The sequence below is a fragment of the Bacillus nitratireducens genome, assembly GCF_001884135.1.
GTDB classification, from domain to species: Bacteria; Bacillota; Bacilli; order Bacillales; family Bacillaceae_G; genus Bacillus_A; species Bacillus_A nitratireducens.
This window is the reverse complement of record NZ_MAOC01000023.1, coordinates 1-15354: the sequence shown is the minus strand read 5'-3', so window position 1 is coordinate 15354 and position 15354 is coordinate 1. Positions and strand designations below refer to the sequence as shown.

Here is a 15354-nt window from a genome sequence, read left to right as displayed (position 1 = left end):
TCGCTCTTGTTTAATAGATTTACAACGATGAATTCGAAACCAAGATTTCCATATTTTAAATAACAGCTGTCGGGTAAAGAACTGGCGCGGTATCGATTATGACCCGTTTCCAGCTCCTCCCCATAAGAACTGCTCGTGAGGTTTTCCCTCAAGCAGCTCACCCCATAAACTTCATCAAAAGGGTTATGAGACCTATCAAATGGCAGACACTTTCATCGGAAACTCTCTGCACTTTTCAGGGGCAGGACTTTCCAGTCCCAGTAAAGCCCCAGTACACCATAGAGATATTCGTTACTCCATCTCTGCCATCCGATGCTACGCTTTCGTCGTCGTTTCCTTCTCGTTAACAGTGTGCGAATTTTCATCTCCGTATAATCACGTACTTCACTGAAAGCTTGACTAGAGTTCCCAACCCGGAAGTAGTTCACCCATCCAGTCAGTACGGCATTGATTTGTTTTATTAAGTCTTGTGCTGGCTTCGCTCCTGCGTTTTGAATGAGTTCGCGAATTTTCGCTTTCACTGTCGTGCGAGCTTTCTTCTTCGGGATCATGAAAACGAAGGATCCATTCTTATTTCGGTTCGGTATTCGTCTCAGGTCAAATCCTAAAAATCCGAAGGATTCTCCTTTTAGGACATTGACCATCTGAGTCTTCTCCAGATTCAGTTCAACTCCCAAAGGCTTTAACTGTTCCCACAGTCGTCGTAATGCCAATTCAGCCCATCCACTTTTACTGGAGTGTCCGCTTACAGCGATAACTATATCGTCGGCAAAACGGTGATAGTTTACAGCTTCGTAATTGCCCTCAGCTGTTTTGCGTCGAATGGTATCAAATGTCCAATCCACTTCATTGAGGTAAATGTTCGCGGCTAGTGGAGAAAATGGCCCCCCTTGCGGGACACCGATCTTTCCTGTTACCTTAATTACCTGTTTTACAAGATGCATAACCTGTGGGTCTTGGACACGTTTCGCGATTTTCTCCAATAATATGTTGTGTCGGATTGTATCAAAGTAGCGTGACAAATCAACATCAATTATTATGGTCATACGGCGTAATATACTGCGTCGTACTTCTGCCAATGCCTGATGTGGAGAGCGTTTCGGCCGAAACCCATACGAGTTAGGACAGAAATCAGCTTCAAAAATTGCTTCTAATATGAGTTTTAGCGCTCCTTGTACTACACGATCTCGTATACACGGAATTTGCAGCGTTCGCATTTTGCCGTTTGCCTTTGGGATTTCTACTTTTCGATTGGCTTGTGGTCGGTATATTCCAGCTCGCAATTCCTCTTGAATATCCGTTAAGAATGGGATAACTCCTTCGAGTTCTATATCAGCAAAACTTTTTCCATCAATGCCTGGAGCACCGTTGTTTTTCCTCGCCTGTTGATATGCTTCGTGAAGGGTTGTCATTTTGGTAATGTGGGTAAATAGCCCCCAAAACCGGTGCGTAGGTTCAGACTTCGCCTTTCGATAGATTCGTTGCCTTAGTTCCTGCAAAGTGATGGGTGTTTTTGTCATGGCACCCTTGCCTCCTTTAGTCATACGAAATGTTTACAGGTTCGGACCCTTTCCTCCCCGCGCGTTTTGCTGCACGCAGATCTCTGGTACTACGATCCGTTCCGCCACCCTGACACCTACCGTTCTCACTTCCCGATCGCGGTTATAGAGACGGCCTCCTCGATGAGGTTTCTTCATCGGGTGTCGAGGGCTTCTCCAGTTTCCACATTATCTTTCTCTCCATGTCGCCGCTGATACCCCGCCGGTGAGAACTGCCGTTCCAGACTCGTTTCGGTCAGTTCTTGTTGCTTTCGCACGTTATCGACCGTCTCAGCCACCGGAATTGCGTGTAACGAGGCTACATCTACGTTCACTGTACGTTACAACCTGGAGATTTGCCCACATACCTTTTGCATGTGATGTCAGAGGGCTTCGCCATGTCGCTTTCACTTCATGGCGCCTCTCAGGCTACGGGAGTGGAGTCTATTCTCCCGATTGGACTTTCACCAACTAGATAATGTGTCCTTATCTGGACACGCCAATGGGCCATCGATGTGGATACGTTTTAGCTGCAGCCTATTTTAAAACAGAAGCTAAAAAAATAGCTTTAGAAGCAGCTAAAGAAATTTCATTTGAAATCCAAAAATAATAAATACAACATATATACACCAACTGATAAAAATATACTAAAAATCATATTTCTTATAATTTTAATTTCTTTACTAAATAGACGACTCCAAAATGTTTTAATTTATATATGATAAAATATATCCATCGCCGATATGCCCAAACATGTAATTTTCATAGCAGCAAAATTACAAATAGACTTTTACAACATGATTCAAAAATCAATGAAGGAATGTTTTAAGTGAAAGGACATATTCGAAAAAAAGGAACAAAGTGGTGTATTATTGTCGATATCGGAGCTGATTCAGAGACAGGAAAAAGAAGACAAAAGTGGTTTTCTTGATACATTTAAAGCCTATTTGAAAAAATCCGAATTAAAAAACATTTGATTTCATGATTTACGCCATACTCATGCAACGCTTCTTTTAAAACAAGGAGTACATCCAAATATTGCAAGTGAACAATTGGATCATAAGGACGTTTTCTTAACCTTAAATCGCTATTCACATTTTTCACCTAGTCTGCAAAAGGACGCTGTTAAAACATTCAGTGATAGACTTTTCGGATGGCAATGTTTGCAAATATAAAAAATGAGGTTTCTCTTTTCTAGAGAAACCTCACCACATCAATGTTTTTGTTAAATTTTAAACTGACTCGTATACAAATCAAAGTAAAACCCTCCATCTTCCATGAGAGTTTCATGATTTCCTCTCTCTAAAATACTTCCATCTTTTATTACAAGTATTTGATCTGCTTTTTCAATCGTTTTCAGTCGATGAGCAATTACAAAGCTCGTTCGCCCTCTCATTAAATTATTTAATCCTGCTTGAATTTGCAATTCTGTTCTCGTATCAATATTAGATGTTGCTTCATCGAGAATTAATATATCTGCATCTGCTAAAATTGCTCGTGCAATCGCAAGAAGTTGTTTTTGTCCTTGACTTAAATTTGAACCTTCTGAAGCAATTTCTGTTTCATATTGATCCGGTAAATGTTTAATAAAAGAATGCGCCGATGCTGCCTTAGCTGCAGTAATTATTTCTTCATCACTTGCATCTAGTCGTCCATAACGGATATTATCCATAATCGTCCCAGCAAATAAATACGTATCCTGTAAAACAACGCCTATTTTACTCCGTAAAGAATTAATATCATAATCCTTTATATCTTTTTCATCAATACTAATTTGTCCTTTTGGAATGTCATAAAAGCGAGTTAGCAAATTTATAATCGTTGTTTTTCCTGATCCAGTTGGACCGACTAAAGCGATTGTCTCCCCCGGATTCGCCTCTAGACTCACATCTTTTAAAATCATGTTGTCCTGTTCGTATCCAAATGAAACTTTCTCAAGCGTAACGCGTCCTTGTAAATTTTGTACAAGTACTGCATCTTTTTTATTTTGAATTTCTGGTACTTCATCCATAATTTCGAAGACACGTTCTCCGCCAGCAACTGCCGCTTGAATCGTATTCATTAACGTTGCAAATTGACTAAGCGGTCTTGCGAATTGACGAGAATAGTTAATAAAAGCAGCAATGACACCTACTGTTGTCATTCCGTTTAATACCATAACTGATCCAGCTCCAATTACAAGCCCCATTCCTAAGTTATTAATAAAGTTCATACTCGGAAAAATAAATGCTGAAAATGTTTCAGCCTTCGTTGCTGAAATTCTTAACTGTTCGTTAATTTCATTGAAGTTATGTACGGTTTCTTTTTCTTTTCCATATAACGTAGTTACATCTGCACCTGTAATAGCTTCCTCAATAAATCCATTTAATTCTCCTAAGTCCTTTTGACGCTTCGCAAAGTTTTTCCCACTATAAGCAACTAGTTTTTTTGTAACGAAAAACATAATAGGTACCGTAATTAAAGTGACAATTGCTAAAATCCAATCTAATGAAAACATCGCAATTGTTACACCTATAAACGTTAACGCTGATGAAATGATTTGCACAACACTTTGTGTCAAAGCTTGATTTAAGTTATCAATATCATTTGTCACACGGCTCATTAAATCACCTTGAGAACGTACATCAAAGAATCGTAGAGAAAGTGTTTGGATTTTCTCAAAAATATCTTGTCGTATTTTTTGTATTGTTTTTAATGCAACATTAATCATGACAAATGTTTGTAACCATGTAAACAATACGGTTATCCCATATATTGCAATGAGCAGCATGCACATTCTCGCTGTCCCGCTTAAATCCTTCGGTACAATATATTCATCAATGATGACCCCCATATAATATGGCCCAAGTAAACCGAGTAATGTCGTGATAAATACAAGAATAATAACGAACATAAGAGATGCTTTTTGATACCCCATGTAGTTCCATACTCTCATTATAGTTCCTTTAGTATTCTTTGCTTTTCTCTTTTTCGGATTATTACGTCCACCTTTATTTCCAAATTGCCCTTGAAAATTACGCACGCTCTTCCCCTCCTTCTTGCTGCAGGTTACCACCTTGGGAAAGATAAATTTCCTGATACACTTCACAAGTTGCCAATAAATCCTCATGCGTACCACTTCCAACTAATTCACCGTTATCCAGAACGAGAATTTTATCAGCATCTATAATAGAGGATATTTTTGATGCGATTAAAAATGTCGTTGTGCCACTATATCTCGACCTTAATGCTTCTTGTATTACAGATTCTGACTTCGCATCAACTGCCGATGTAGAATCGTCTAATACAAGAATAGATGGTTTTCTCACTAAGGCTCTTGCAATAGATATACGTTGTTTTTGACCGCCAGATAGATTGGTTGCACCTTGTGTTAAGTTATATTGATAAGAGTCTTCCAGCTTATTGATAAACTCAGTCGCACAAGCAGATGAAGACGCTAATTCCAATTCATCATAAGTGGCATCTTCTTTTCCATAACGTAAATTCTCTTCTATACTGCCTGAAAAGAGAAGTGCCTTTTGTGGAACGAAGCCAATTGAAGCACGAAGTTTTTGCAAATCGTACGCTTTCACATTGACATCGTCTATATATATTTCACCTTGATCAACATCGTAAAGTCGCGGCAATAGTTTCGCCAATGTAGATTTACCACTTCCAGTAGATCCAATAATCCCTATTTTTTCACCTTTACGTACAGTAAATGAAATATCTTTTAATACATATTCATTATTTTTCGTATAACTATAACTAACATTTTTAAACTCTACATTACCATCCACTTGCTTTGGTTCATATACGTCACCTTCAGTTTTAATGTCAACTTCAGTATGTAAGACTTGTTGTACACGATCAGCTGATGGAAAAGCACGGGCAATTTGAATAAATACCATACTAATAGACATAAGTGACATTAAAATGATATTTAAATAATTTATGAAAGCTAAAATGGCCCCTACTTGGAGTGTGCCGTTAAAAACTTTTTCGCCACCAATCCATAAAGTTGCTACAATCCCGCCATTTACAACTAGCATAATAATTGGCATCATCAATGAAATAATTTGTATAGCACGAATATTTATTCCAGTTAAATTTTTATTTACTTTCTCAAACTGTGAGATTTCATATTTTTGTCTTACATATGCTTTTATAACGCGTACACCGGATAAATTTTCTTGTAGCTTTGTGTTTACTTTATCTAATGCTTCTTGTACTCGTCTAAATGAACCGCTCGCTTGACTTGCAATCAATACAATTGCAACTAATAAAACTGGTACGACAACAAGTAAAATAGGAAATAGGTCTCTCGCTGTTACAAAGACTATAATAATACTTCCAATAAATAACAACGGTCCACGAACAAGTACACGTAACGTCATCGTCATCGCCGATTGAACGGATGTAATATCATTTGTAACAATCGTTAATAATTTTCCTGTTCCAAATGAATCACGATTTTTGCTAGAAAATGTTTCTATTTTCGCAAACACATCTTTTCGTATGTCTGTAGCGAAATTAACAGCAGCTTTTGTAGAATACATCATACAACCAAGTCCTCCAACTAAACCGATCGCTGCTGCCCCTATCATAAGAAGCCCCATTTTTATTACATAATTCAAATCCCGATTTGCAATTCCAACATCAATAATATGTTGCATAATTGTCGGTTGAATTAAGTCCATCGCAACCTCAAGTACCATAAATAGCGGTCCAATAATAGCGAAGAACATGTATGGTTTTAAATACTGTAACAACTTGCGAAATGATTTCATACATAATCTCCTTTTTTCATGAAATTACCATTGAATAATTCATATTCCTCCTTATTTAAGCGATATAGTCTAGAATTTCTTCATTACTTCTAATATATTATGCAAATTAATATTTAACATTATTAAATGATAAGTTTTAAATCATTTTTAGTCAATAAAATGGAACTTTAATCTACCAGGCATTTTCACTGCCAGTTGATGTGAATACTCTTTAACTTAATAAAAACCGCATTCTCATTTAGTAAGAATGCGGTTTTCCTATCTATATTTGTTCAATTTTAAAATCGAAAACCTCGGTCTCGAATCCATTATTTTCTGAAGGACTACACGTATAAAAACCAATTTTAACAGGCTCATTACCTATGTCCTCCATCAAATGAGCGATTCTTATTTGTTCCCATCGCTGACTCGTTTTCACATATATTGTATAATCACCAAGTTTTCGAATAATTCGAAAACTTAATTGTTGCTTAGCAAACTCATTTGGAAAGTCTTGCGTTGACCAATCAGAATAGCCATTATTCGTTACGACAGCACCTAAATGTGATGGCCCCTCAGGAATATATTCTAAAGATGTTTTTAACCAACACTTCTCAGAAATCATAACAAATAAACCCGCTTGATCGTATGTCGCATTTGGATTCATGCGCAATTGAACTTCAGCCTGAAAATCTGTCATTATCTCATCATAAAATACATGGCCATTCATTACTTCAAAACCATAATGGGTTTTCAGCCAAAAATCTGTTTCTTCTTTCGAATGGACAATGAATGTATCATTGTCTTCAAGTTTGTAAAATTTAGGTGCGTTCATTACAGTAAGTTGCTCAATATGATTTGGTATATATGATGTTTTCATAATTCCTCCATAAAAAAGCATTTAAATTAATATTTAAAACTCAGTTAATACCGGGAATTTATAACCTTTAAAATCTAATTCTTTATTACTTCGAACCATTAAATACTTACTAGTCTGTAATTCTGTATATTGTACATCATCAATTCCTAATTGATCTGGGTAGAAATAAAATTCAATCTCCGTAAATTCCCCAGAGATTTCCTCACATAATTCATCTAAAATCGGAATTACCGGCGCAAATACCCCAAATAATTTTAGTTTTTGATTTTCTACTGTAAAAACAATCAGCGCATCTAATTTCTCTGAATAATAAAGGTTTTCATTCCATGTTGAATCATACATATTTAAATAAAACGAAGAGCGGTAATTTAACGTTGAAAATTTATTAGAAAGCCTTTGGCCATTTTCAATAATCTCATGTATTAATTGTCTATCCTCTTCATTATAAAAATCTAACTTTTTAAGTTGAGAATCTTTATCACTCTTGTTTTCGTATGATACTGTCATCAAATATTCTTGCACAATTTGAAAACCAAATGGTTTATATAGTTCCGGATTTTCAGTAAACAAGACCGCACACTCGCATTGCTCATCTATTTCCTCTATCAACTTACTAAACAATTGTTTCATTAATCCTCGTCTACGATAATTCGGATGTGTCATTACTGATTGAATACCCGCTGCATTTATTTTTTCACCATTAATTAGTAATGGAAGTGAAAACGCCGCAACATTTGCAATCACTTTATCATCTTGTATAAATGATAAAGCTTTATATGTATAATCCCAATATCCTTTCTCTGAAAAATCATGTAATGTTTGACTTGTAATCCCAAACACTTCATCAAATAAAGGAAATAACTGCTCTCTTTCCGGTTCTTCTAATAGAAGATTTGCAATTTTCTCGATATTCCCCATGTTGTACCTCCATACGTCGATTCCATTAAATTTAGATAAACTTATAAGACCTACCCATAAAATTATAGGCCTTACAAATCAATATAGTATCATAAAACATAAAAAAAGAATCTAATTAATTTTATGTTTTGACTCTTTAAAAATAAGTCGAATAAACCAATATTAATTTTTTTTGAATATTAATAAGTTTATTATATAAAAATAGCGCTTTCTAATGAGTTTTTACTAATAGAAATGCACCATTTATAATAAAATATTTATTTAATCTTTAGTTCCTTCAGTCCTCTCCTTCGTATTAATTTCTTCTCCCCTCATTCGTTTTTCAAATGTCTTTCTCCAACTAGTAGAAAGCGCATGTACTTCTAAAATTCTTTTTAGTCCTTCCATATTTTGTTTTTCTTTATGCATGATACAATTAGCAAACGCTACTGTAATACCTTTCGAATCAGACTTCAGCAATTTTAACGTATCGACTGGTGATACCCATCCCTCTTTTAATACGCGAAAATAAAACCCTGTATATCCTGTTTCTTGAAAATACAACGGTAACTTTGGAACATTGTATTTCTTAGCTAGTTTAAAACAAGGCTGTCTTGGCTGCGTCACTTGTACTATCGCTTCTCCAAGTTGAAACGTATCACCAATACAAACATCCTCTTCGCGCATACCGCTAACTGTTATATTTTCTCCGAAGGCTCCATATACAAGGTCTTGACTCAATTCTTTCTCCCAATATCCATAATGTTCTCCCGAATACACACAAACTGCTTTATCCACTCCACCATGATGAACTAAATCCGCTTGGCCATCACCTTTAAATTTTACAAACGATAAATATATAGACTCCTTTGTTTCAACTTTATTTATGCCTGTTTGAATTAACTTCCCTCCATATATAACCTCTTTTGGCAACCCTATGTTTAGAGATAGTATCTCATATACTTTATTCATCCTAATCGCTCCTCTTGCTTATTTTACATATAAAGGCGTTACATGATATATTCCTGTCGGTAAACCGCCTCATCCCTTTTTTGAAGTACTTGTGTATAATTTTCTGCTAATGCGTTCAATTTCAACAATTCTTCCTCACCTCATCTAATTTTTATAATCAATCCATTTCTGATAAAGTGATTATAAATCTCATAGAATCATTGTTCAATTCAATTATTTATATAATAATGATAGGTATATCCTATGATTAAATTTGAGGTGATTCCAATCGAATTACGACAACTAGAATACTTTTTAGCTGTTTCGAAAGAGTTACATTTTACAAAAACAGCTGAGAAATTAAACATTTCACAACCTTCACTAAGTCAACAAATACGTGCATTAGAACATGAAGTGGGAATGCCACTTTTCGATCGAATTGGTAAAAAGATATCTTTAACTGAAGCAGGAAGAATTTTATTATCACATAGTAAAACCATTTTTCATGAAGTCGAACAAGCTCATTCTGCCATTCAAGGTTTAAATGGATTACAGCACGGTTCCTTAACAATAGGATCTTTGTTAACCGTCGTAAATTATTTACTACCGCCGGCTATTTTAAATTTTAATAATTTATATCCAAATATTGAACTATCTGTGTTAGGGCTTCGCACAGGAGAAATTCGCGAAAAATTATTACAAAATGAATTGGATATTGGCATTACATTTCTCCCGGTACAAGATAAAGAGATTGTTTCCATCCCACTATATAAAAGTGAACTTACATTAGTCGTACCAACCGGTCATCGATTAACTGAACGTGATCATGTATCTATTGCTGAATTACAGAACTACCCTTTAATTCTTTTACCTAAAAATTTCTTTTTAACCGAACTAATTACATCTCATTGTCAAAAATTCAACTTTACACCAAAACCAATTTTAGAAATTAGTACGATGGAATCTTTAATTCAAATGGTCTCAAAAGATATGGGAATTACAGTATTACCAAAACCTTATATAGATTTTTTGCAAAGCGAACACATTCAATCTATTAAAATTGAAAACCCCACTCCAACAATAGATATAGGACTTATTTATAGAAAAGATAAATACATGTGCACTGCTACCCGAGAATTTATTGAACAACTAAAGTTAACAGTACATTCTCTACAAAATTAAACATAAAAAGAGATTATCCTATGCAGCCGTTACACAACGACCTATTAGAATAATCTCTTTTTATAATGATATAAAACATTACATTTTATGGTTTCTTTTCTAATAACCTATTATTCATTATAAATGCTTAATTATTATCGTATTATTAAGCTACACATCAGCGATATTTTATGTCTATTTCGTATAGGTGTTAGCAAGTCCGTTTGCAAACTTGTTAGCACCTTTTTATAAAAATTATATAATGCTTCAAAAAGTAGGAATCCGTTTCGATCAATCTTTTTTTAATGGATTCCTTTTTGTCTCTTATCAATATTCATATGTTACAGTAGTACCATTAAAACCATCAAAACAATTAGAACAATTAGAGCAACCACCACAACCAAAACAACTAAAGCAACCGAAGCAACCAAAACAACGGAATCCACCACAACGACCACCGCCACAACCGCCACAACGACCACCACCACCACAACGGCCACAACCGCCACAGCGACGAGCATCATCTGTAATATAGTAATATGGATATTGGTTTTGCTGGTCCCAATACACAATATTTCCAGACTGATAATCATTTAGGCTTAACGCTTGTAGTTCTTGTTGAAACTTATTCATTTTCATGACCTCCGTTTATAAACTACAATCCTATCGATGCTTACCTATATTTCTGTTCGTTAAATCTAAGTAGAAATAGCGCTATAAAGTGAAACTTTAATCAGTGGGGAGTTTTACTGCCCACATATAGCGGGATAAACTAAGTTCAATACGTACACCAACAAAATATGACCTATCACTAGATGATGTACCTTGTTCATATGCCTATTTTTAGGTTATTTTTACTATGGGCTCATTTTTATAAAGTGAAACTTTAATCAGTGGGGGTTTACGGGTAGTTAATTTCCCACCTAACTTCTTTGCTCCAGTCGAATTTTGAGGTGGGAATTGTACTGCCCGTTAATGCGGGATAAATGGAAATTATAAAATATGAATTTAAATAATAACATTTAGATTTATGTCATACAAAAGATCATAATTTCATCTTCACTAAAATAAAACTACGTTCATATAATTCCTAAAGTAATAGCTATCAAACGGATAGCTATTTTTTTATTCTCATAAAAACTATCACGCCTCATCATCAATTCATTATAAACATAGGAATCTTTGACTTTCTCACTCCCAAAATACTTCAACTCAGTTATCTGACGTTGATCATTATCAAGAGCATATTTCAATGTCCGTTCAATTTGTTTAAAACGTATCTCATGATTCTTATCGTCACCTTTCATTTTAGGAAAAAGAACGATGCCCCCGCTTGAGCCTGTTCTTCTTGATTTTTCATCCGAACGCACAATGCTTTGTAGTTTTTCAGCTCCTTCACCACAAGTCTTCGCATCTCTTTTTCATCGATGCCTTCAGAAAATGACAATTGATTCATACGATACGGTTCCCCTCCGTTCGATCTACTTACTTATAAAAGGATTATTTTATTAAGTTTTATTTCCACTAAACAATCCAGTCTCTTAAATGTATTAAGGGACTGGAAAAAATTCAAATCAGATGCCCGTTATATGGAATGCGAGTCATATTAATAAAATCATATGTCATAATATCTTCTATTCCTATGATTACAACATCCTTATTAGTAACTAAGTATTGATTATATGTACTATAAAAACATCTTCATTTTATTTGTATATATGATTACACACAAAACAAGATCATCTTCACTTTATTGACATATACTTTGAAGGAAGAAACATTTCTGTACATTTCATATTAAACATATACCCATAAATACTTTAAACTCAGTTGCTAATATAAATTATCAAGACATATCTAACATTTAAAATTTTTTAGAGGAGTTATTTATGAGACATAATAATAAGTCAAATTCACCAAATTCGTGTGATAAGTTTCAGCTCCCCTGCTTTATTTCTGTATCCCCTTGTAATCAAAGTAATTGTTGTACACCTGTTTTTTTCTCAAATTCTCAACAACAAGAATTATTGCAAATAATAAACCAATTAAACCAAGCTATCCTTTCTTTCTTCACAACACCAAATCCTACAACTAGACAAATACTCCAAACAGCATTACAGGCATTAAATGATTTATTAATAGCAGTACAACCAAATACACCAAATAGAAATTTAGTTTTACGAACTATAAACCAATTAATCAATTCCTTACCTACTGCAACTCTCACTCAAATCTCGGCATTATTCCAATTTCTATTCCAAAACTTGTCTTCACTTATTAGTTGTTCAAATATATCGGACCCCTTGTTACAGCAGACATTTAGCTTAATTTTACAAGGAGTCTTGAATAGTTCACTATTAAACATTACTGGAACGACGGGGCCTACGGGGCCTGAAGGGTCTGAAGGACCTACTGGACCTCAAGGCGTGCAAGGCATTCAAGGAGCTGAAGGGCCTGAAGGACCTACTGGACCTCAAGGCGTGCAAGGTATTCAAGGAACTGAAGGGCCTGAAGGACCTACTGGACCTCAAGGTGTGCAAGGTATTCAAGGCATTCAAGGACCACCAGGACCTACTGGTTCAGGGACAGGAACAGGAGTTCCCGGTCCACCAGGACCTACTGGACCTCAAGGCGTGCAAGGCATTCAAGGGCCTGAAGGGCCTGAAGGACCTACTGGATCTCAAGGCGTGCAGGGCATTCAAGGAACTGAAGGGCCTGAAGGACCTACTGGACCTCAAGGCGTGCAAGGTATCCAAGGGCCTGAAGGACCACCGGGACCTACTGGGCCATCGGGAGATTGTGATTGCCCACCGGGACCTACTGGGCCTACTGGGCCGACGGGACCTGGATGTAATTTCCTTGTTTATGCTACAAACGCAGGAGCCATTGATGATCCTGCAGATGATACAGTATCTGTAATTAACACCGGAACAAACACAGTAGTCGATACAATCACTGTAGATAATGCACCTCTTGAAGTAGCAGTTTCACCAAATGGAACTCGTGCTTATGTTACTAATATTTTTTCTAATACCGTTTCCGTTATTGATACTGCCACTAATACAGTTATCGCTACCATCCCTGTTGGAGCTAATCCAATTGGTGTAGCTGTTTCTCCAAATAACACAACTGTTTATGTTGGAAATCATGGTAATAATACAGTTTCTGTTATTAACGCTGCTACCAACACAGTTGTTGGTACCATTAATGTCGGAATCGCTCCGCAAGGAATTACTGTTTCTCCAAATGGGAGTCTTGCGTATGTTGCAAACGAATTAAGTAATACAATTTCTGTTATCGCTACTGCTACCAACACAGTTGTTGGTACCATTAATGTCGGTATTCGACCTAGGATAATCGTCTTCACACTAGATGGGACTCGTGCTTATGTCACAAATCAAAACAGCAATACTGTTTCTATTATTAACACCGCTACAAATTCCGTTATTGATACAATTAACGTAGGTACCGAACCTGTTGGTATAGCTATTACACCGGATGGAGCTCGTATTTACGTTGTAAATAAAGTAAGTAATAATGTCTCTGTAATAAGTACGTTGACAAACACCGTCATCGATACCATTCCGGTTGCACTATCACCAGACCAAGTGACTATCATACCAGATGGCACTCGCGCCTATGTTACAAACCAAGCTAGTAATACTGTTTCTGTCATCAATACTGCTACAAATACGGTTATTGATACGGTCCCAGTAGGTGTTGCTCCAACTGGTATAGCAACCGGATTTATTTGCGAATAATATAAAAAACAGAGAGACACTAATCATATCTCTCTGTTCTTCCATTAATTCCTATAATATCTGAGCAGTTAGCTTTTGCTAGCTGCTTTTTTTACAAATAATAATTAATTTACCCAAGAGCATTTCAAAATATTTTTCGTATGATATGGTGTATTCCTTTCTTTTGAGTGAATGATCTCGTCATGAGAGCACTTTATTAAGTGCTCTTTTCGTGTTTCAAATACATACAAAATAAAATTTTTATATTAATCTTAATTACACATTTAATTGAATATTAATTCATCAGATACGAATCATTTCTTATAAGGGCACTCTGTACTTGCGCCCTTATATAAATACTCAAATTTATTCCCCCCGCATATTTTTATAAATTGTATACAGTTCCATATGGAATTATTGAAACAGAAATTCCGTATGGTGTAATATGATGCATTGGATAATAATACTCCATAGATGAATAGTACGGTTATATGCCTTGCTGTATTTGTTGCATTTGCTGCTGTGCTTGTAACGCTTGTTGAACAGCTTAAATTGTACTTTGTGCTCCGCTATACGTAATACCCGCCGTACCATACGGACGCATTCTATCTCGGGTATCAAAATATGAATAAAACATTAGTATTCAACTCACTTCCATATAAGTTATTACAAAGTATATTATGAGTATTAATTTCAGTGAGTGTTAAAAACTAGTCCACTAGCTTTTATTCAAATAGCGTTTTTGTTCAACTGCCTTCTTTTAATCCCCACGCCTTATCAAAATATAATCTTATATATCTTTCAACTTATTATGATGCAAGTGTCTACACTAAATTGTTAGACAAGCATAAAATAAATTGAGTCTAATAATAAAGGAAAAATAAATATGCAAAACCGTTACATGCTTACAGTCAAACTCACCTCATTTAACGGGACAACGCTGACTGGCATTACTATAGAAGGTTTCACGCTGACAGCGAACGTCACGTTAAGAACAACCTATCATAAAGCAATTCTCAATCGCTTTCCCCATCAGGACCCAGTCCGCCCCCTAGTCGTGAACTATAACGTGGCCGTCAAATCTGGCAGAAGATCTGCTATCTTGAATGCCGTGACGCAACTCACGAATGCTGGGACAAGCGCGCAGGTCCGTCTGGATTCCTGTAACAATACCGTGGCATCCTTCCGTCCCGTTCTCTCAATAATATAAGTCAGATACCCGTCACAATAGGATACCGACTGTGACGGGTACGAAGCTGTTCGAGTGAATAGCCCTCAAATTTGTCCCCATCCCATTTCCCTTCACTCCTTGAATATTTTTTCAAAACCAATACATACTATTCTCAAGCCGCCGTATCCACGGCTAATACTTCTTTCTTTTGTTACAGCAGAAGCAGGTAGATACGTCACTTATCTGCTTTCTCTGTATATTTTTTTAA

General features: G+C 35.9%; 10 protein-coding genes and 3 pseudogenes. 4 read left to right on the top strand and 9 right to left on the bottom strand.

What is annotated here, in order from left to right; genetic code table 11:
* Nucleotides 1-212 precede the first annotated feature (212 nt).
* Complete coding sequence (ltrA, locus tag BAU23_RS09340; protein WP_071734219.1) at nt 213-1520, bottom strand: group II intron reverse transcriptase/maturase; 1308 nt, start codon at nt 1518-1520, stop codon at nt 213-215.
* An 847-nt stretch (nt 1521-2367) separates the two neighbouring features.
* Here ltrA and BAU23_RS31020 point away from each other — a divergent pair.
* Both BAU23_RS31020 and BAU23_RS30545 read left to right on the top strand, forming a co-directional pair.
* A pseudogene (locus BAU23_RS31020) lies at nt 2368-2466 on the top strand (tyrosine-type recombinase/integrase); the annotation flags it as partial.
* 106 nt (nt 2467-2572) lie between these two features.
* A pseudogene (locus BAU23_RS30545) lies at nt 2573-2713 on the top strand (hypothetical protein); the annotation flags it as partial.
* A 50-nt stretch (nt 2714-2763) separates the two neighbouring features.
* Here BAU23_RS30545 and BAU23_RS09325 read toward each other — a convergent pair.
* From BAU23_RS09325 to BAU23_RS09305, 5 genes are all read right to left on the bottom strand, one after another.
* A complete protein-coding gene (locus tag BAU23_RS09325) occupies nt 2764-4560 on the bottom strand; it encodes an ABC transporter ATP-binding protein (protein WP_071734217.1) in 1797 nt (598 codons plus the stop codon).
* On the bottom strand, nt 4553-6307 hold the full coding sequence (locus BAU23_RS09320; protein WP_071734215.1) for an ABC transporter ATP-binding protein: 1755 nt from the start codon (nt 6305-6307) through the stop codon (nt 4553-4555). Before BAU23_RS09320 ends, BAU23_RS09325 begins: the two co-directional genes overlap by 8 nt.
* A 262-nt stretch (nt 6308-6569) precedes the next feature.
* Nucleotides 6570-7166 (bottom strand): DUF1349 domain-containing protein, encoded by a 597-nt coding sequence (locus tag BAU23_RS09315; protein ID WP_071734213.1) that lies wholly within the window; start codon nt 7164-7166, stop codon nt 6570-6572.
* Between the two features lie 33 nt (nt 7167-7199).
* The gene (locus BAU23_RS09310; protein ID WP_000526760.1) at nt 7200-8084 is read right to left on the bottom strand and encodes a GNAT family N-acetyltransferase; all 885 of its coding nucleotides are present in this window, start codon (nt 8082-8084) and stop codon (nt 7200-7202) included.
* Between the two features lie 261 nt (nt 8085-8345).
* Nucleotides 8346-9035, bottom strand: a complete 690-nt coding sequence (locus BAU23_RS09305) for an MOSC domain-containing protein (RefSeq protein WP_071734211.1) — start codon at nt 9033-9035, stop codon at nt 8346-8348.
* Nucleotides 9036-9293: 258 nt separating this feature from the next.
* Between BAU23_RS09305 and BAU23_RS09300 the strand changes: the two genes are divergently transcribed.
* Nucleotides 9294-10196, top strand: coding sequence for a LysR family transcriptional regulator (locus BAU23_RS09300; RefSeq protein WP_083583322.1), 903 nt, complete (start codon nt 9294-9296; stop codon nt 10194-10196).
* A gap of 306 nt (nt 10197-10502) precedes the next feature.
* On the opposite strand, the gene BAU23_RS09295 is transcribed toward BAU23_RS09300, so the two are convergent.
* Entirely contained in the window at nt 10503-10808 is a 306-nt protein-coding gene (locus tag BAU23_RS09295) for a heterocycloanthracin/sonorensin family bacteriocin (protein WP_071734207.1), read from the bottom strand.
* A 670-nt stretch (nt 10809-11478) separates the two neighbouring features.
* Complete coding sequence (locus BAU23_RS30145) at nt 11479-11631, bottom strand: hypothetical protein (RefSeq protein ID WP_016079377.1); 153 nt, start codon at nt 11629-11631, stop codon at nt 11479-11481.
* 433 nt (nt 11632-12064) lie between these two features.
* Between BAU23_RS30145 and BAU23_RS09285 the strand changes: the two genes are divergently transcribed.
* Nucleotides 12065-13936, top strand: a complete 1872-nt coding sequence (locus BAU23_RS09285; RefSeq protein ID WP_071734205.1) for a YVTN family beta-propeller repeat protein — start codon at nt 12065-12067, stop codon at nt 13934-13936.
* Between the two features lie 364 nt (nt 13937-14300).
* On the opposite strand, the pseudogene BAU23_RS29715 reads toward BAU23_RS09285, so the two are convergent.
* Nucleotides 14301-14552, bottom strand: a pseudogene (locus tag BAU23_RS29715) (DUF3947 family protein).
* Nucleotides 14553-15354: the final 802 nt, after the last annotated feature.